The 15,893-nt window shown below is 73.7% G+C and carries 18 protein-coding genes; 9 read left to right on the top strand and 9 right to left on the bottom strand.

The window, feature by feature from the left end:
- Positions 1-136: 136 nt before the first annotated feature.
- From ACPXCB_RS00070 to ACPXCB_RS00085, 4 genes are all read left to right on the top strand, one after another.
- Positions 137-2,749: a glycoside hydrolase family 9 protein gene (locus ACPXCB_RS00070; RefSeq protein ID WP_425871012.1), complete on the top strand. Its 2,613-nt coding sequence runs from the start codon at positions 137-139 to the stop codon at positions 2,747-2,749.
- Positions 2,750-2,958: 209 nt separating this feature from the next.
- Positions 2,959-3,894: a hypothetical protein gene (locus ACPXCB_RS00075; protein ID WP_425871014.1), complete on the top strand. Its 936-nt coding sequence runs from the start codon at positions 2,959-2,961 to the stop codon at positions 3,892-3,894.
- Positions 3,895-3,945: 51 nt separating this feature from the next.
- On the top strand, positions 3,946-4,206 hold the full coding sequence (locus tag ACPXCB_RS00080; RefSeq protein WP_425871016.1) for a hypothetical protein: 261 nt from the start codon (positions 3,946-3,948) through the stop codon (positions 4,204-4,206).
- Positions 4,207-4,332: 126 nt separating this feature from the next.
- On the top strand, positions 4,333-4,866 hold the full coding sequence (locus ACPXCB_RS00085) for a GNAT family N-acetyltransferase (protein WP_425871018.1): 534 nt from the start codon (positions 4,333-4,335) through the stop codon (positions 4,864-4,866).
- A gap of 46 nt (positions 4,867-4,912) precedes the next feature.
- Here ACPXCB_RS00085 and ACPXCB_RS00090 read toward each other — a convergent pair whose 3' ends face one another.
- Genes ACPXCB_RS00090 through ACPXCB_RS00100 form a run of 3 tightly spaced genes read right to left on the bottom strand, consistent with a single transcriptional unit; the run spans position 4,913 to position 7,622 of the window.
- Positions 4,913-5,878, bottom strand: coding sequence for a TIGR03885 family FMN-dependent LLM class oxidoreductase (locus ACPXCB_RS00090; protein ID WP_425871020.1), 966 nt, complete (start codon positions 5,876-5,878; stop codon positions 4,913-4,915).
- Between the two features lie 55 nt (positions 5,879-5,933).
- Positions 5,934-7,346 (bottom strand): NADP-dependent succinic semialdehyde dehydrogenase, encoded by a 1,413-nt coding sequence (locus ACPXCB_RS00095; RefSeq protein WP_425871022.1) that lies wholly within the window; start codon positions 7,344-7,346, stop codon positions 5,934-5,936.
- Between the two features lie 12 nt (positions 7,347-7,358).
- Complete coding sequence (locus ACPXCB_RS00100; RefSeq protein WP_089001114.1) at positions 7,359-7,622, bottom strand: DUF6343 family protein; 264 nt, start codon at positions 7,620-7,622, stop codon at positions 7,359-7,361.
- Positions 7,623-7,900: 278 nt separating this feature from the next.
- Here ACPXCB_RS00100 and ACPXCB_RS00105 point away from each other — a divergent pair, with 278 nt between their 5' ends.
- Together ACPXCB_RS00105 and ACPXCB_RS00110 are read left to right on the top strand one after the other, a co-directional pair.
- Complete coding sequence (locus tag ACPXCB_RS00105) at positions 7,901-8,524, top strand: antibiotic biosynthesis monooxygenase (RefSeq protein ID WP_425871024.1); 624 nt, start codon at positions 7,901-7,903, stop codon at positions 8,522-8,524.
- A gap of 200 nt (positions 8,525-8,724) precedes the next feature.
- Complete coding sequence (locus ACPXCB_RS00110) at positions 8,725-9,576, top strand: GDSL-type esterase/lipase family protein (RefSeq protein ID WP_425871026.1); 852 nt, start codon at positions 8,725-8,727, stop codon at positions 9,574-9,576.
- A gap of 70 nt (positions 9,577-9,646) precedes the next feature.
- Here ACPXCB_RS00110 and ACPXCB_RS00115 read toward each other — a convergent pair whose 3' ends face one another.
- From ACPXCB_RS00115 to ACPXCB_RS00125, 3 genes are all read right to left on the bottom strand, one after another.
- Positions 9,647-10,405, bottom strand: coding sequence for an EcsC family protein (locus ACPXCB_RS00115; RefSeq protein ID WP_425871028.1), 759 nt, complete (start codon positions 10,403-10,405; stop codon positions 9,647-9,649).
- Positions 10,406-10,443: 38 nt separating this feature from the next.
- Entirely contained in the window at positions 10,444-10,587 is a 144-nt protein-coding gene (locus ACPXCB_RS00120; RefSeq protein ID WP_165947802.1) for a hypothetical protein, read from the bottom strand.
- Positions 10,588-10,690: 103 nt separating this feature from the next.
- Positions 10,691-11,527 carry a peptidase M23 gene (locus ACPXCB_RS00125; protein WP_425871030.1) on the bottom strand — a complete coding sequence of 279 codons (837 nt, stop codon included), beginning with the start codon at positions 11,525-11,527 and terminating at the stop codon, positions 10,691-10,693.
- Positions 11,528-11,944: 417 nt separating this feature from the next.
- On the opposite strand from ACPXCB_RS00125, the gene ACPXCB_RS00130 reads away from it, so the two are divergent.
- The 3 genes from ACPXCB_RS00130 to ACPXCB_RS00140 are packed head-to-tail and all read left to right on the top strand — an operon-like array spanning position 11,945 to position 14,043.
- Positions 11,945-12,865, top strand: a complete 921-nt coding sequence (locus ACPXCB_RS00130) for a proteasome assembly chaperone family protein (protein WP_425871032.1) — start codon at positions 11,945-11,947, stop codon at positions 12,863-12,865.
- 37 nt (positions 12,866-12,902) lie between these two features.
- Positions 12,903-13,700, top strand: a complete 798-nt coding sequence (locus ACPXCB_RS00135; protein WP_425871034.1) for an exodeoxyribonuclease III — start codon at positions 12,903-12,905, stop codon at positions 13,698-13,700.
- Between the two features lie 28 nt (positions 13,701-13,728).
- The gene (locus ACPXCB_RS00140) at positions 13,729-14,043 is read left to right on the top strand and encodes an antibiotic biosynthesis monooxygenase family protein (protein WP_425871036.1); all 315 of its coding nucleotides are present in this window, start codon (positions 13,729-13,731) and stop codon (positions 14,041-14,043) included.
- Between the two features lie 90 nt (positions 14,044-14,133).
- Here ACPXCB_RS00140 and ACPXCB_RS00145 read toward each other — a convergent pair whose 3' ends face one another.
- The 3 genes from ACPXCB_RS00145 to ACPXCB_RS00155 form a co-directional block, all read right to left on the bottom strand.
- Positions 14,134-14,334, bottom strand: coding sequence for a DUF397 domain-containing protein (locus tag ACPXCB_RS00145; protein ID WP_327027596.1), 201 nt, complete (start codon positions 14,332-14,334; stop codon positions 14,134-14,136).
- Positions 14,306-15,094, bottom strand: a complete 789-nt coding sequence (locus tag ACPXCB_RS00150; protein WP_425871038.1) for a Scr1 family TA system antitoxin-like transcriptional regulator — start codon at positions 15,092-15,094, stop codon at positions 14,306-14,308. The genes ACPXCB_RS00145 and ACPXCB_RS00150 overlap by 29 nt, the downstream gene beginning before the upstream one ends.
- 138 nt (positions 15,095-15,232) lie before the next feature.
- Positions 15,233-15,889 carry a class F sortase gene (locus ACPXCB_RS00155; RefSeq protein WP_425871040.1) on the bottom strand — a complete coding sequence of 219 codons (657 nt, stop codon included), beginning with the start codon at positions 15,887-15,889 and terminating at the stop codon, positions 15,233-15,235.
- Positions 15,890-15,893: the final 4 nt, after the last annotated feature.

The raw sequence follows: 15,893 nt of genomic DNA on the forward strand, positions 1-15,893 counted from the left end.
CCCGTCGGGCGGATTCACGCCATCCAGCCGGATCGATTGACAGGGTGCGGAGGCACTGGAACCATCGACAGGACCTGGGAGCGCTCCCAGGTCACCATCGCCATCCCCGTCCCCGTAGTCGTCCGGAAGGACACCCGTGACGCCATCCCGACGTCGCCTCGCGCTGCTCGCGACCGCGACCGCCCTCGCCCTGACCGGAGCCACCGCCGGCACCGCCCACGCCGAACCGCCCCCCGACGCCCCCGAGCAGATCGACAACGGCGACTTCAGCGCCGGCGTGTCCCCCTGGTTCTCCTACGGCACCGGCCCGCTCGCGGTCACTGACGGCCGGCTCTGCGCCACCGTGCCCGGCGGCCTGGCCAACCCGTGGGACGCCGGCATCGGCCAGGACGGCGTGCCGCTGGTCGCCGGGGCCGAGTACACGCTCGGCTTCGACGTCTCCGCCACCCCCGGCGCCGCCGTCAAGGCCGTCCTGCAACTGGGCACCACCCCCTACACCACGTACGCCAGCGTCGACGCCACCGCTGGCGGCACCGCCCAGCGCTTCGAGAAGACGTTCACGGTGCCCGAGGGCAACCCGGCCGCCCAACTGATCTTCCAGGTCGGCGGCAGCGCGGCCGAGCAGACCGTCTGCCTCGACGACGTCTCGCTGCGCGGCGGCGACCCGCCCGCGCCGTACGTGCCCGACACCGGGCCACGGGTGCGGGTCAACCAGATCGGCTACCTGCCCGGCGGGCCGAAGAACGCCACCGTGGTCACGTCGGCGACCGACGCCCTGCCCTGGCAGCTCCGCTCCGCCGCCGGCACCGTCCTGGCCAGCGGCAGCACCACCCCGCGCGGCGTCGACGCCGCCTCCGGGCAGAACGTGCAGACGCTCGACTTCTCGTCGTACCGGACCCCGGGGGCGGGGCTGACCCTGACCGTCGACGGCGAGACCAGCCACCCCTTCGACATCTCCGGCACCCTCTACGACCGGCTGCGCGCCGACTCCCTCCAGTTCTTCTACGCCCAGCGCAGCGGCATCGCCATCGACGGCGACCTGATCGGCGCGGAGTACGCCCGCCCGGCCGGGCACCTCGACGTGGCGCCCAACAAGGGCGACACCTCCGTGCCCTGCCAGCCGGGCGTCTGCGACTACTCCCTCGACGTGCGCGGCGGCTGGTACGACGCCGGCGACCACGGCAAGTACGTGGTCAACGGCGGCATCGCCACCTACCAGCTGCTGAACACCTTCGAGCGGACCCGCACGGCCGCCACCGCCGGGCACGGCGCGGCCCTCGGCGACAGCACGCTGCGGGTGCCCGAGCGCGGCAACGGCGTACCGGACGTGCTCGACGAGGCCCGCTGGGAGCTGGAGTTCCTGCTGCGCATGCAGGTGCCGGCCGGCAAGCCGCTCGCCGGGATGGCCCACCACAAGATCCACGACCGGAACTGGACCGGGCTGCCCCTCGCCCCGCACGACGACCCCGAGCAGCGCGAGCTGCACCCGCCGTCGACCGCCGCCACCCTCAACCTGGCCGCCGTCGCCGCCCAGTGCGCGCGGCTCTTCGCCCCCTACGACGCGGCCTTCGCGACGCGCTGCGGCACGGCGGCGAAGACGGCCTACGCCGCCGCCAGGGCCAACCCGACGCGGTACGCCAGCCCCGCCGACAGCACCGGCGGCGGCGCGTACGACGACACGAACGTCACCGACGAGTTCTACTGGGCCGCCGCCGAGCTCTTCCTGACCACCGGGGAGCAGCCGTACCTGGCGGACCTGACCGCGTCGCCGCACCACACCGGGAACGTGTTCGACCCGCGCGGCTTCGGCTGGCAGGGCGTCGCCGCGCTGGGCCGGCTCGACCTGGCCACCGTGCCGAACGGGCTGCCGGCCGCCGACCTGGCCCGCGTACGCGCCTCGGTCACCGCCGCCGCCGACGCCCACCTCGCCGAGGCGGGCCGGCAGGCGTACGGGCTGCCGATGCCCGGCGACCCGGACAGCTACTTCTGGGGCGGCAACAGCAACCTCATCAACAACGCGATCGTGCTGGCCACCGCCTTCGACCTGACCCGGGACGCGAAGTACCGCGACGGCGCGGTGCAGGCGATGGACTACGTCCTCGGCCGCAACGCCCTGAACATCTCGTACGTGACCGGGTGGGGCGAGCACGCGGCCGAGAACCAGCACAGCCGGATCTTCGGCCACCAGCTCGACCCCGACCTGCCGAAGCCGCCCGCCGGCTCGCTGGCCGGCGGCCCGAACGCCGCGCTCCAGGACCCGTTCGCCGCCAAGCTGCTCGCCGGCTGCAAGCCGATGTTCTGCTACGTCGACGACATCAACTCGTACGCGACCAACGAGGTGGCCATCAACTGGAACTCGGCGCTGGCCTGGATCGCCTCGTTCCTGGCCGACCAGGGCGACTCGAAGGCGGTGCCGGCGCCCACCTGCTCCGCCACGTACACCAACTACGGCACCTGGCAGGGCGGCACCGGGTTCACCGCCCAGGTGACCATCCGCAACACCGGCACCAGCGCGATCGACGGCTGGGCGGCCCGCTTCGCCTTCACCGGCGACCAGAAGGTACGCGAGGCCTGGCTGGCGAAGGCGACCCAGGCGGGGGCCACGGTCACCGCGAAGAACGAGTCGTACAACGCCAGGATCGCCCCGGGCGGCACCGTCACCTTCGGCTTCAACGCGGTGACCGGCGGCGGCGCCAACCCGGCACCCGGCCTGATCACCGTCAACGGCGCGGCCTGCGCGCTCTCCTGACCGACCCGTGGTCCGGTGCGCCCCGGCGATCCGTCGCCTCGACCGCACCGGCCCGGATCGTCCCAGGTGACGAGCGCGCCGCCCGCATGGGTGGCCTCCTCCGGTCCCCGGGGGAGGCCACCACCGGGTCCGGCCGCGACGCGGGCCGTGCGGCCGGCAGCCGCCAAATCCGGTGGACGGCGGGCGGGGCGTACGACAGGGTGGCCGGCATGGACGACGCGCAGCGGCGGGTCTGGTCGCGACTGCCCGACGGCACCCGGAGTGCCCTGGCCGGCCTGAGCCCGGCGGACCTGCGCACGCTGCTGCTGGCGGTGGCCCGGGACCGGGCGGCGGCGGTCCGCCCCGCGGACCTGGTCCGCCGCTGGCGCACGGACCGCTTCACCCGGCCGGCGGCGGCCGACCCCCGCGCGCTGGCCGCCGTCGAGGCCCGCCTGTGGGAACTGCTCCCGGCGGAGTTCGCCGGCGTCGACCTCTCCCCCGTCGCGCCGCTCGGCACCTGCTCGGTCGTCACGCCGATGAGCCAGAACCGCATCGTCACCACCTTTCGCGCCACCGAGGTGCTCAGCGACCCCACCAACGCGCTCGCGATCGAGGCCGCGGTACGCCGCCAGGAACAGCCAGCCGACGGCACCGTGCACCTGGCCGCCTGCCACCGGGTGCTGCGGGCGCAGGACTTCGGGCCGACCTGGTCGGCGCACTTCCGCCTCTTCACGCTGGTCTCCAGCGCCCGCGACACCGGCTCGGGGCGCACCGAGGCGCGGCTGCTCACCCAGCACCTCGCGTACTGGCGCACGGTGCTCGCCACCCTGCTGCCGCCGTCGGCGGCGGCCCGGGTGCGCCTGACCGTGCTGGACAGCCCCGTCGTCGGCGAACGGATCGCCGACACCGTCCGGCCGGCGCTGGGCCCCGCGGGCGTACCGCTGGTGGACGAGCCGGAGCGCCGGCGCGGCCGGGGCTACTACGTCGACGCGGCGCTGCGGATCACCGCCGGCGACGGCGCCGACGAGGTCGAACTCGGCGACGGCGGCTTCACGGACTGGACCGCCAGGATGACCAGCGACGCCAAGGAACGCTGCCTGACCTCCTGCCTGGCGACGGAGAAAATCGCCGCGCTCGCCGGGGGCCGGGGCCCGGCGGCACCCTGACCACGATCAGACCGCATCGATGCCTGGCGGAGCCCGCCTACCATCATGGCCATGGATGCGACGGGGTGGATCCTGGCCGGGATCGCGGTGACGGCCGTCGCCGTCACCCTGGTCGTGCTGGCGCTGCGGAGGGGGCGGGCGTCGCCGCCCGGCGGGCGGGACGCGGCGTTGACGGCGGCGCGCAAGGCGATCCGGCAATCCCGCCGGGACGGCCGGCGCCGTGGGCGGGGCAGCCTCCGCGGCGAAGGGTACGGCGGGGATCCCAGCACGATGGGCACCGCCAGCTCCGGCGACTCGGGCGGGACGCCCTGACCTCCCGGCGTAGCTGCCGCCCGGAGCGGTGCATCGTCTACGACATCAGCTCGACAGCACGAGCGCGGGGAGACCGCCGCCCCGGCCGGGCACACCGAGGCGCCTGGTTGTAGCAACATGTCCGTCATGACCGACCAGCGAAGCCCCGATCTGCGGCCCGGCGGTCCCACCGACGTGCCCGCCGTGCTGCGGCTGTTCGACGACGCCATTGCCTGGCTGACGGCGCGGGGCCGCACCGGCCAGTGGGGCACCGAAGCGGCCTCGACCGACCCGCGACGGATCGCGCAGGCCGAGGCCTGGGCGAGCGGCGGCGGGCTGTGGCTGGCGACGCTCGGCGACCGGCCGGTCGGCGCACTGGTGGTCGGGACGGCGACCGAGTACGTGCCACCTGCCACCGAACCCGAGCTGTACGTGAACCTGCTGGTCACCGACCGCGCGCACGCCGGGTCGGGCGTCGGCGGCCGGCTGCTGGCGCACGCCGCGGAGCTGGCCCGGGAGCGCGGGCTCGGCCTGCTGCGGGTGGACTGCTACGCGGGCGACGACGGCGCGCTGGTCCGGTGGTACGAGCGGCAGGGCTTCACCGCCACCGACCCGTTCACGGTCGAGCGCCCCGGCCGCGACCCGTGGCCCGGGCAAGTCCTCGTCCGCCGCCTGCCCTGACCCGGGCCGGCGCGGCTCAGCCCAGCACCGCTCAGCCCAGCACCGCTCAGCCGGCGCTGCGCAGCTTCGGCAGCACCTCGGCGCCGAACGCGTCGATGAAGTCCCGCTGCTCCTGCCCGACGTGGTGCAGGGCGATCTGGTCGAAGCCCAGCTCCAGGTACTCCTCCAGCCAGCCGACGTGCCGGCCGAGGTCGGCGGAGACGTTCACGACGTCGTGGACCTTCTCCATCGGCACGTCCTGCGAGACCACGTCGAAGTGCTCCGGGGTCTCCAGGTCCCAGCAGACCGGCGGCGCGAAGACGTTGCTGCGCCACTGGTCGTACGCGAGCCGCTCGGCCTCGGCCTGCTCCGGCGCCCAGCTCACGTGCACCTGGAGGTGCAGCGGGCCGCGCCCGCCGGCGTCCCGGTACGCGTCGATCATCTCCCGCAGGTGCGCGGTCGGGGCGTTCACGGTGATCAGCCCGTCCGCCCACTCGGCGCACCAGCGGGCGGTGGCCACGCTGACCGCCGCCCCGATGAGCGCCGGCGGCTGCTCCGGCCGGGTCCACAGCTTCGCGCGGTCCACCCGGACCAGGCCGTCGTGGCTGACCTCCTCGCCGGCCAGCAGCGCGCGGATCACGTCCACGCACTCGCGCAGCCGGGCGGTGCGGACGTCCTTGCGCGGCCAGTCGTCGCCGGTGATGTGCTCGTTGCTCGCCTCGCCGGTGCCGAGGGCGGCCCAGAACCGGCCCGGGTACATCGCGCCGAGGGTGCCGATCGCCTGGGCGATGATCGCCGGGTGGTAGCGCTGCCCGGGGGCGTTGACCACCCCGAACGGCAGGTCGGTCGCCTGGAGCGCGGCGCCGAGCCAGGACCAGGCGAAGCCGGACTGGCCCTGCCGCTCGCTCCAGGGCGCGAAGTGGTCCGAGGACATGGCGGCGTCGAAGCCGGCCCGCTCGGCGTGGATCACCGCCTCCAGCAGGGCGCGGGGATGGATCTGCTCGTGGGACGCGTGGAAGCCGAACACCGTCATGGCGTCACTCCGTACCCACGACGGCGTCCGGCTACGCCGACGGAGCCGGGCGGGGCTACTCCGCGTGCGCCCCGGCGCCGGCCGAGGCGGCCCCCTCGCCCACCCAGACGGTCTTGGTGTTGCAGAACTCCCGCATGCCGAGCGCGGAGAGCTCGCGGCCGTAGCCGGAGTTCTTCACCCCGCCGAAGGGCAGTTCCGGGTAGGACGTGGTCATCCCGTTGACGAAGACGTTCCCGGCGTCGAGGTCGACGGCGAAGCGCTCCTGCTCCTCCGGGTCCCGGGTCCAGGCGTTGGACCCCAGGCCGAAGGAGGTGCCGTTCGCCACCTCGATCGCCTCCTCGTACGACGACACCCGGTAGAGGCCCGCGACCGGCCCGAAGACCTCCTCGGACCACATCCGCATCTCCGGCCTCAGGTCGGTGACGACGGTCGGCGGGTAGAACCAACCGGGGCCGGCGGGCGGCTCGCCGCCGCAGAGCACGGTGGCGCCCTTGTCGATCGCGTCCCGCACCTGGGCGTGGATCTCGTCGCGCCCGCCCTCGCTGGCCAGCGGGCCGACGTCGGTGTCGGGGTCCATCGGGTCGCCGACCCGCAGGGCCGACATGTTCGCGGCGAACCTCTCGGCGAAGGCGTCGAAGACGTCGGCGTGCACGACGAACCGCTTGGCGGCGATGCAGGACTGGCCGTTGTTCTGGCAGCGGGCGGTGGTGGCGACCTCGGCGGCCCGGTCCAGGTCCGCCGACGGCATCACCACGAACGGGTCGCTGCCGCCGAGCTCCAGCACGGTCTTCTTCAGCTCCCGGCCGGCGATCTGGGCGATCGACCGGCCGGCGCCCTCGCTGCCCGTCAGCGTCGCCGCGCGCACGCGCGGGTCGCTGAGCACCCGGTCGACCTCGGCGGAGCCGACCAGCAGGGTGGTGAACGCCCCCTCGGGGAAGCCGGCGCGCCGGAACAGGTCCTCCAGCAGCAGCGCGGTCTGCGGCACGTTGGAGGCGTGCTTGAGCAGGCCGGTGTTGCCGGCCATCAGGGCCGGCGCGGCGAAGCGCAGCACCTGCCACAGCGGGAAGTTCCAGGGCATCACCGCGAGCACCGGCCCGATCGGCTGGTAGCGGACGAAGGCGCGGGTGGCCTTGACCGCTCCCGCGTCGGCGGGCTCGTCGGCGAGGAACTCGGCCGCCTTCGCCGCGTAGAAGCGGCAGGCGGCGGCGCACTTGGTGACCTCCGCCTGGGCCGAGGCGTACGTCTTGCCCATCTCGGTGGTCATCAGCCGGGCGATCTCGTCGCGCTCGGCCTCCAGCAGGTCGGCCGCCGCGTTCAGCCAGCGCCCGCGCTGGTCGACGGTGGTGCCACGCAGCTGGCGGTACGCCAGGTCGGCCCGCTCGATCGCGGCGTCGATCTGCTCCGGCGACATCGGGTCGTAGGACTTGAGCGTCTGTCCCGTGGCGGGATTGGTGCTCGCGATGGGCATCTCGTACTCCTGTCACTCGAAGAGTGAGTGGCGGGCTCCCGGTTCCTCCCGGCGGCGGGCGGCGCGGCGCCGCTGGATGATGATCAGGTCGACCACGGCGACCACCGCGAAGACCACGCAGAGGACCCCGAGCCACACCAGGTCGGCGTTGAACGCCAGCACCGCGAAGACGGTCATGGTGACCAGACCGAACCCGGCGAGCAGGAGCCGCATGTTGAGCGCGCTGTAGGCGTGGCCGACCGTGCCACGGGCGCGCCGGGGCTGCGATCTCGTCATCTCACCGACCTACCCCCGATCGACCCGGTTAACCGCCCGGCGGGTGGGCCCCGGGCTCCCCCTCGTCCCCCGCGCGGGTTGGCCGGCCGCCACCCCGCCGGTGAACCGCGCCGGCCCCGCATGTCCTGCCACGTCGGCCCTCGCGTCGGACCGCGCCGGCCCCGCCGGTCCTGCCGCGTCGGCCCTCGCGGTGGGCCGCGTCACCCCGCTGGTGGGGTGCGTTACACCGGCGGCCCGTGAGCCTGTCGAACCGGCTCCGAGCGGAGAGGATGGCCGGTATGACGATGACCCACGCGCTGCCGGTGACCGTCGCCGTCGCCCGGCGCACCGACCCCGCCCGGACCAGCGAGATGGTGGCCTGGATGCGGGCCGGCACGGCGCTGGCCGAGGCGTTCCCGGGGTTCCTCGGGTCCGGCTGGGTACGCAGCGCGCCCGGCTCCGGGGAGTGGCACATCATCTACCGCTTCGCCGACCACGACACGCTGCGCCGCTGGGAGGAGTCCCCGCAGCGGCACTGGTGGCTCTCCTCGGCGCAGGGCATCGTCGAGCACACGCGGGTCCAGCGGCGTACCGGCGTCGAGGGCTGGTTCGACCCGCCGCCGGAGCACGTGGCGCGGACCGTGCCGGTCAGCGCCGAGCCGACGGTCCCGCCGCCCTCCCCACCGCGCTGGAAGCAGGCGGTGACGATCTGGCTGGCGTTCTTCCCGCTCAGCCTGACCGCGACGCTGCTCACCAGCCGTTTCCTCCCGGACGTGCCGCTGGCCGCCCGGGTGCTGATGATGACCCTCACGCTGACCCCGCTGATGACCTACCTGGTGCTGCCCCGGATCACCCGGACCCTGCACTGGTGGCTGCACGGCCAGCCCGCGCCCTGGCGCGCCGACCCCCGCCTGGCGCGCTGACCCCCGCCCGGCCCACCGGCCTCCACCTGGCGCGCTGACCCCGTCCGCCTCGCTGGCCCCCGCTCGACGTATCGATCCGCTAGCATGCGAAGCCGCGCCGGAACAGCCGTCTGCCGCATTGTCGACAGCGGCGGGTTGCCCCGCCGGGGCCGCGCTTAGAGTTACCGCGCTGTCGCTCTCCGTGCGGGACTGGGGATGGTATGCCTCGACGCTGGGTCACCGTGGCCGCCTGTCTGCTGGCGCTGGTCGCGCTCGCCTGCGAGGGCGGTGGGAAGCCCGGCTCCCGCCCGCCACGGGAGACGCCGTCGCCCGGCTCGCCCGGCGGCATCGCGGCCCTCGGCGACTCGATCAGCACCGGCTTCGGCTCCTGCCTGGTGCTCGTCTCGTGCGAGCGCAACTCCTGGTCCACCGGCGACGGGCTGCGCGTCGACAGTCTCTACCGGCGGCTGCTCGACCGGAACCCGGCGATCCGGGGCAAGGCCTACAACCACGCCAGCCCCGGGGCCCGCGCGTCGTCGCTGGAGGGGCAGGCCCAGCGGGCGGTACGCGACCGCGTCGATCACGTCACCGTGCTGATCGGCGCCAACGACGTGTGCCGGGGCGGCATCGAGGCGATGACCCCGGTGAAGCAGTTCCGCGCCGAGGTGGACCGCGGCCTGCGGGTGCTGCGGCAGGGGCGGCCGAAGGCCCGGGTGCTGGTGGTGAGCGTGCCGAACCTGCACCGGCTCTGGGAGGTCGGGCACACCGACGCGCGGGCGGTACGGGCCTGGAAGCGGGGCGTCTGCCCGGCGCTGCTGGCCAATCCCACCTCGACGGACCCGCTCGACCGGGCCCGCCGGGCGGCCGTGCGGGAGCGCATCGCCGACTACAACGCCCAGCTCGCCGCCGCCTGCAAGGCGTACGGCTCGCGCTGCCGGCACGACGGCGGGGCGGTGCACCGGGTGCGGTTCGACCTGGAGCTGGTCAACCCGCTGGACTGGTTCCACCCCAACGCCGCAGGACAGGACCGGCTGGCCGACGTGGCGTGGCGCGCCTCGGGCCTCGGCTCCTGACCCTGCCGGCCGACCGCACGCCTCCAGGGGCGGGCGGACGGGCGGCGGGACGGGCGGGTGGCGGCCGGCGTCAGGGCCGACGGGGCCCGGGGACGGTCGGTCCGCCGTGCTGGCGGTAGAGGGCGTGGGAGCGCGCGGCGAGATCCTTGGTGGCCGACGAGTTGGCCCAGGTGCCGAGCACGATCGCCGCGCCGGGCACCACCTTGGCGAAGACCCGCTTCGCCGCGCGCACCCCGGCCATCTGGGCCAGTCGCACGCCCAGGCGCAGCATGACCTTGCCGAGCGGGTTCTGCCCACCGCTGCCGAAGAGGGCCCCGGCGCGCTCCCGGCCGGCGGCCACCCCGAGCGCGAGCCGGGCGCTCTCGGCGGCCTTGTGCACCTTCTGCAACACCAGCAGGTCGGTGGCCCGGTCGCCGTGCAGCGGGTCGACCCCGTACGCGGCGGCGACGTGCAGCACCATCCGGGCCTGCGTCCAGGCCAGGATCCCCACGTCGATCACGGCACCCGGCAGCCCGGCCGCGCCCGATACCGCCCCGGAGAGCCGGGCGTGGTTGACGAACTTGCGTACCGCCTGCTCCGCCAGGGCCTCGGCGGAGACGCCGGGCTGCTCGGCCCGCGCCCGCGCGGCCCACTGCGCCGCCTCCGGCCCCAGCCGGCGTACGGCCTCCAGGGCGAGGTGCTCCGGGGCGTACTGCGGGTCCTCCCGCATCCGGTCCCAGAGCTTCAGCGGCGGCGCCTCGGTGGCCTCCTGCGTCGGTGCCGGAACCACGGCGGGCGGCTGAGGTCCTCCGGCGACGTGCTGGTCGTCGGCGGGCGCGGGATCGGTCACAGGGTCTCCCGGGGGTCGGAGAGGTCGGCGGTGACGGGTCAGCGGCGGTTCTGGAGCTTGGCCGCGAGACCCCGGAGCTTCTGCTGGGTGCCGGGCTTGGCCAGCTCGCGACGGCCACGGTCGACCATCTGCTGACCCTTGGGCGAGCGCAGGAAGGTGCTGATCCGCTGCATCAGTGACATGTCGTCCTCCAGTCGGTGGTGCCTGTTCCATGTGTACCTCGGAGCGACAACACATGTACCCCGGATGCGCGAACCGCAACCGTCCACTGTGGTTGGTGAAAGCCTACTGCCCGGCCTCCAGGCACGCCGCGACGACCTTGGTGGCGCGCCACTCGTGCTTGGCGTAGTGCTCCGGGTAGGCGGAGATCTGCACCGCCTGGGCGGCGTCGGTGAGCCGCATCTGCTGCCAGCCCGGCACCCGCGCCAGCGCCGAGAGGAACTGCCGGGTGGCGAACTCCGGGTCCATCAGCTCACCGACCTCGCCCCAGCCGCTGCTGGAGCGCTGCTGGAACAGCCCGACCGAGTCGTGGTCCCACCCGATGCCCTGGTGCGGGTACTCGCGGGACTCCGGGAGCACCCCGCTGGCGACGTTGTAGAGGTTGCTCTCCTGCATCGCGGTGGCGACCGCGATGACCAGCGCGCGCCGGGGCATCCCCATCTCGCGCCCGGTCCGCACGATCTCCTCGGCGTTCTCCATCTGGGCGTCGTCGAGCCCGACGACCGGGGCGGGGTCGACCGGCTTGCGGGTGGTCTTCTTCGGTGCCGGAGTGGTGGTGTCCGGGTCGGCGGCGCGGGTCGGGCTGGCGGAGGCGGCGACGCGTTCCACCTTGCGGGAGGCCGGGTCCGGCTCGGCGCGCTCGGCGAGCGCGGAGGGGGCGGCGGCGGGGGCCGGGTCGGCGGAGTCGTCCCGCGCGCCCTGGGCGACGGCGGTCAGGCCGAGGCAGCACAGCACGCCGGTGGCGAGGGCGATCCGGGCCCGGGCGGGCCCGCGCGTCAGCAGGTGGGCGTACGCCCCGGCGGCGCGGAGGGCTGCTGACCGAACGTACGAGGGGGTATCGTTCGAACGGTCAACCGGGTCACCGGGGGCGATCTGGTCGTCGAGGGTGCGGTTGTCACGCATCAGCCGAGGCTAGGCAGGCCCACCCACCGATCACCCGGGGTGATCTCGTGGCTTTCCTCACGATATGGGTTGGGCCGGGTGGACGCCCCTGCCGCCCCGGGCAGCCCGGGGGACGGACCTCGCGGACCGGTCAGACCTCCGGGTCGCCCCGGCCCGCCCCTGCGCGACCGGAACACGGACAAACCCCCGCAGCTCGGCCCATGATCCCCAAACTCGCCCGTTCGACCGATAGCCTGGTCGTCCTGACGGTCAGCGTTCCTCGTCCGCCGGTGGGCTTGCGGGCATACGCCCGATTACCGGGCAGGTGACGACCCGCGGCGGGGCGCGGCGAGGAATGCACGAGGATGGCGGGTACGTTCCCCGAACCGGGTGCCGTCGCGCGGCGACCCGTACGCACGACCAGGGAGGTCCGCACCGGTGCTCGACCCACACGAGCTCTACGAGCTCACCGACGATCTGCCCGACCTCGGTCAGCCGGTCCTGATCCAGACCCTCACCGGCTTCGTCGACGCCGGCAGCGCCACCCGACTGGCCAGGGAGCAGCTGCTCACCTCCCTGGACGCCCGCCCGATCGCGCGGTTCGACGTCGACCAGCTCTTCGACTACCGCTCGCGCCGCCCGGTGATGACCTTCGTCGAGGACCACTGGGAGGCGTACGACGCCCCGGCGCTGGAGCTGCACCTGCTCCGCGACGACGACGAGACCCCCTTCCTGCTGCTCACCGGCCCGGAGCCGGACCTGCAGTGGGAGCGCTTCGTGGCCGCGGTGGCCGGCATCTCCGCGCGACTGGACGTCCGGCTCACCGTCGGGCTCAACTCGATCCCGATGGCCGTGCCGCACACCCGGCCCGCCGGGGTGACCGCACACGCCACCCGCCGCGAGCTGATCGCCGGCTACGAGCCGTGGTTGCAGCGGGTGCAGGTGCCGGGCAGCGTCGGGCACCTGCTGGAGTACCGCCTCGGTGAGCTGGGCCGTGACGCCCTCGGCTTCGCCGCCCACGTGCCGCACTACGTGGCGCAGACGGAGTACCCGGCCGCCGCCGAGGTCCTGCTCGCCTCCGTGTCCCGCAGCACCGGGCTGCTACTGCCCCGCGACGGGCTGCGTTCGGCGGCCGAGGTGGTCCGGGTGGAGATCGACCGGCAGGTCGCCCAGACCGACGACGCCGCCCAGCTGGTGCAGGCCCTCGAGGAGCAGTACGACGCGTTCGCGCGCGGCCGGGGCGAGCGGAACCTGCTGGCCGCCGAGGCCGGGCCGCTGCCCACCGCCGACGAGCTGGGTGCCGAACTGGAGCGGTTCCTGGCCGAGCAGACCCGCCCGGGCGACACCCCGGGCAGCTGAACCGGCGACACGGGCGGGGATGGGGCAGGCTGGTCACATGCGCCTGGCGACCTGGAACGTGAACTCGGTGAAGGCCCGCCTGCCCCGGCTGCTGGACTGGTTGGCGGGCACGGGGCCCGACGTCGTCTGCCTCCAGGAGACGAAGTGCCCGGACGGCGCCTTCCCGGTGGCCGAGGTGGGCGAGCTGGGCTACACGGTGGCCAGCCACAGCGACGGCCGGTGGAACGGGGTGGCGATCCTGTCCCGGGTCGGCCTGGCCGACGTCACGGTGGGGTTCCCCGGCGAACCGGGCTTCCCCGATCCCGAGGCCCGGGCCATCTCGGCGACCTGCGACGGGGTCCGGGTCTGGTCGGTGTACGTGCCGAACGGCCGGGCCCCGGACGACCCGCACTACGCGTACAAGCTCGCCTGGTTCGCGGCGCTGCGGGACGCGGTCGAGGCGGAGCTGACCGGCGGCCTGCCGCTGGCGGTCTGCGGCGACTTCAACGTGGCGCCCACCGACGCCGACGTCTGGGACCCGGCGCTGTTCACCCACTCCACGCACGTCACCCCGGCGGAGCGGGCGGCCCTCGCGGCGCTGCGCGACCTCGGGCTCGCCGACGTGGTCCCCACGCCGATGAAGGGCCCGCACCCGTTCACCTACTGGGACTACCGGGCCGGCATGTTCCACCAGAACAAGGGCATGCGGATCGACCTCGTGTACGCCTCGGCGTCGTTCGCCCGGGCGGTCCGCTCCGCGTACGTGGACCGGGAGGCGCGCAAGGGCAAGGGCCCCTCCGACCACGCGCCGATCGTGGTCGACGCCGACCTGGTTCCGGCCGTCGAGTCGTTCTGAGCCCCGGACTCGTCGCTAGGGTGGAGCCATGGCAGTCGTGAAGATCAACGCGATCGACGTCCCTCCCGGCGCGGGCGAGGAACTGGAGAAGCGGTTCGCCGCGCGGGCCGGGGCCGTGGAGAACTCCCCCGGCTTCCTCGGCTTCGAACTGCTGCGCCCGGTGGCCGGGGAGAACCGCTACTTCGTGTACACCCGCTGGGAGAGCGAAGAGGCGTACCAGGCGTGGGCCGCCGGCCCGTCGCGCGCCGCCCACGCCGGGACGGGCGAGAAGCGTCCCCCGGTCGCCTCCGGCGCGAGCCTGCTGGAGTTTGAGGTCGTCCAGCAGGTCCCACCCCGCCCCTGACCCGTCGCGGGAGGCGACACGGTCCCAGGCGGCCCACAAACCAGAACATCCCCCCGGCATTTCGCCGGGGGCATGTTCATGCCGCCGCAGTCAGCCGACCGGGCCGATCTCCTTCGCCAATGTCACGAAACCGCGCCACGCGTCCCGACCGAAAATGAGGGTTGCGCCATCGCGATCCTTCGTATCGCGAACCAGCACGTGATCGCGAAGGTTGTCCGCGACCTCGACGCACGATCCGCCGTTGTTTCCGCTCTTCGTGCTCTTACGCCACTGCGCGCCGGCCAGATCCATGATGCTCTGCTGCTTTCGTGATGAGGTCTAGTGACTGCGCCCGCGAGAGGGCTTCGCCCCGAATTCGTTCCCACCGGACAACGAGCTTAGCAACGTCCACGGTCTCGGAAATGACCTCTGCTCGCGCCTGGCTGTCGACATGGGCGACCTGTTCGCCCTCGGGTAGCTCGGCGAGAATCAGCGGCCCGCCGAGACCCGGATACATCCCCACGGACGAAGGAACCACATATACCTGCACGGAAGGCAGCCGCGCGCACGCCGCGAGGTGTTCGCACTGTTCGCGCATCAGTTCTCGATCACCGTCGACGGCTCGCCAGAGGACCGCTTCGTCCATGACTGCGATCAGCAGCGGTGGCCGCTCGCGGTGCAGCACGGCTTGTCGATTCAGACGCGCCTCCACCAGCTCATCCAGCTCGCTGGTGGACAAGGGCTCACCGGCCAACGTCGCTTGCGCGTACGCCTTGGTCTGGAACAGACCCGGCACCCAGGCCAGCTCGAACCACTTGAGCGCGACCGCTGCGCGTTCCCAGTCCACCCACTGTCGGAGCCACACCGGTTCCCGCCGCTTCAAGATGCCTGGCCAGAGATCCAGCACTTCGCGGCCGAGAAGATTAGCGACCTTCGCCCGGTGACGAGACTGCGGAATATGTCCCGGGTTTGCCCACCGGGCCGCCGTCTTCGGATCAACGCCTATCTCGGCTGCGAGGTTGTCGGCAGTGAGGCCCGCCGCAGTCATCGCCTCGATCACCGCATAGTTCATCCAGCGCCCTCTCCGGACATTCCGCCACACCTTCAGTTCATCCTGCTACACAGCGTGATGAGTTGACAACTGTCTGGCGGGTGTGTCCGGGCCGCATGGGCACCCAGTCCGGCAACGAGCGTGAGTGGGAGCCTGCGCTCAGGGGTTGCGGGAGGAGAGCAGGGTGGCGAAGGCGATGATGTTGTCGGCGTAACCCGTCCGGCCGCCGAGCCAGTCGCCGCCGCAGGTGATCAGGCGCAGACCCGCGGGGCCCTCGTCGCCGTAGACCCGCTCCGCCGGCAGCCGCTCCTTGGGGAAGTGCTCCACGGAGTCGACCCGGAACACCACGACCGATCCGTCCGCCCGGGCCACCTCGACGGTGTCGCCCGGGCGCAGCTTGTGCAGGTCGTAGAAGACCGACGGGCCGCGCTTGGTGTCCACGTGCCCGACGATGACCGACGGGCCCGGCTCGCCCGGGGTGGGGCCCCGGTCGTACCAGCCGGTCTCGTCGGCCCGCTCCAGCGGCGGGACGGCGATGGAGCCGTCCCGGGCCTGGCTGACGGGGGCCACCGGGGCGGACACCTCGATCGAGGGAATCGACAGGCGCACCGGCCGGCTGGCCGTCAGCGCGCCGTTCTCGCTGCGGGCCGGCCGGTCCTGTCCCCCGCCGGCGGCCCAGTCGAACGGCCCGGCGGTGCGCCCCAGGCCCGCGCCGGTGGCGAAGACCCCGGCCAGCACCAGCACCACCGCCAGTGGCACCGACCAGGGGCGGCGTCCGGGCGGCCGGGCCGACTGCGAGGCGGGTGCGGAAACCATGACC

This window comes from Micromonospora sp. DT62, assembly GCF_049847285.1.
GTDB classification, from domain to species: Bacteria; Actinomycetota; Actinomycetes; order Mycobacteriales; family Micromonosporaceae; genus Micromonospora; species Micromonospora reichwaldensis.

Excerpts from the sequence above, each read along its gene's own strand:
- ACPXCB_RS00075 (WP_425871014.1), top strand. The coding sequence starts at position 2,959 with ATGGACGACGCGCAGCGGCGGGTCTGGTCGCGACTGCCCGACGGCACC.
- ACPXCB_RS00080 (WP_425871016.1), top strand. The coding sequence starts at position 3,946 with ATGGATGCGACGGGGTGGATCCTGGCCGGGATCGCGGTGACGGCCGTC.
- ACPXCB_RS00085 (WP_425871018.1), top strand. The coding sequence starts at position 4,333 with ATGACCGACCAGCGAAGCCCCGATCTGCGGCCCGGCGGTCCCACCGAC.
- ACPXCB_RS00090 (WP_425871020.1), bottom strand. The coding sequence starts at position 5,878 with ATGACGGTGTTCGGCTTCCACGCGTCCCACGAGCAGATCCATCCCCGC.
- ACPXCB_RS00095 (WP_425871022.1), bottom strand. The coding sequence starts at position 7,346 with ATGCCCATCGCGAGCACCAATCCCGCCACGGGACAGACGCTCAAGTCC.
- ACPXCB_RS00100 (WP_089001114.1), bottom strand. The coding sequence starts at position 7,622 with ATGACGAGATCGCAGCCCCGGCGCGCCCGTGGCACGGTCGGCCACGCC.
- ACPXCB_RS00105 (WP_425871024.1), top strand. The coding sequence starts at position 7,901 with ATGACGATGACCCACGCGCTGCCGGTGACCGTCGCCGTCGCCCGGCGC.
- ACPXCB_RS00110 (WP_425871026.1), top strand. The coding sequence starts at position 8,725 with ATGCCTCGACGCTGGGTCACCGTGGCCGCCTGTCTGCTGGCGCTGGTC.
- ACPXCB_RS00120 (WP_165947802.1), bottom strand. The coding sequence starts at position 10,587 with ATGTCACTGATGCAGCGGATCAGCACCTTCCTGCGCTCGCCCAAGGGT.
- ACPXCB_RS00125 (WP_425871030.1), bottom strand. The coding sequence starts at position 11,527 with ATGCGTGACAACCGCACCCTCGACGACCAGATCGCCCCCGGTGACCCG.
- ACPXCB_RS00135 (WP_425871034.1), top strand. The coding sequence starts at position 12,903 with ATGCGCCTGGCGACCTGGAACGTGAACTCGGTGAAGGCCCGCCTGCCC.
- ACPXCB_RS00140 (WP_425871036.1), top strand. The coding sequence starts at position 13,729 with ATGGCAGTCGTGAAGATCAACGCGATCGACGTCCCTCCCGGCGCGGGC.
- ACPXCB_RS00145 (WP_327027596.1), bottom strand. The coding sequence starts at position 14,334 with ATGGATCTGGCCGGCGCGCAGTGGCGTAAGAGCACGAAGAGCGGAAAC.
- ACPXCB_RS00150 (WP_425871038.1), bottom strand. The coding sequence starts at position 15,094 with ATGAACTATGCGGTGATCGAGGCGATGACTGCGGCGGGCCTCACTGCC.
- ACPXCB_RS00155 (WP_425871040.1), bottom strand. The coding sequence starts at position 15,889 with ATGGTTTCCGCACCCGCCTCGCAGTCGGCCCGGCCGCCCGGACGCCGC.